Below are 305 nucleotides of genomic sequence, written 5' to 3'. Positions count from 1 at the left end.
TAATTCATACGAGATATCTATCATAGGGTTTTCCCGGCCGGCTAGTTAAAGAAAAGGGGTAATATGTGCCGCGTCCCCGCACCAGGGTTCGGTAATAACGATCCAATGCTGGGGCTTGTAAATCTGTTGAAGTGTATTTTTAAGCTCCTCTGTTATTTTCCCTGTCTTTAGCCAACGGTTCATGCGAGACCAGTTTAGTTTAGTATAATCCAAATAATCTGGATTATCATAAGGTTTTTCCTGCTCTTCTAAAGGAGTAATTTTTATGGTTTCAAAATAGCTGCTGTATTGTTCAAAAGTCATGG

The 305-nt window shown here is 39.7% G+C and carries 1 protein-coding gene; it reads right to left on the bottom strand.

The window, feature by feature from the left end:
- Nucleotides 1-45 precede the first annotated feature (45 nt).
- The coding region (locus HC176_RS18845; RefSeq protein ID WP_167920497.1) for a thioredoxin family protein at nt 46-305 on the bottom strand (260 nt) is incomplete at its 5' end.

The organism is Tamlana crocina, from assembly GCF_012037625.1.
Note: the sequence above shows the minus strand (reverse complement) of the source record. Positions and strands in the feature narration are given on the sequence as shown.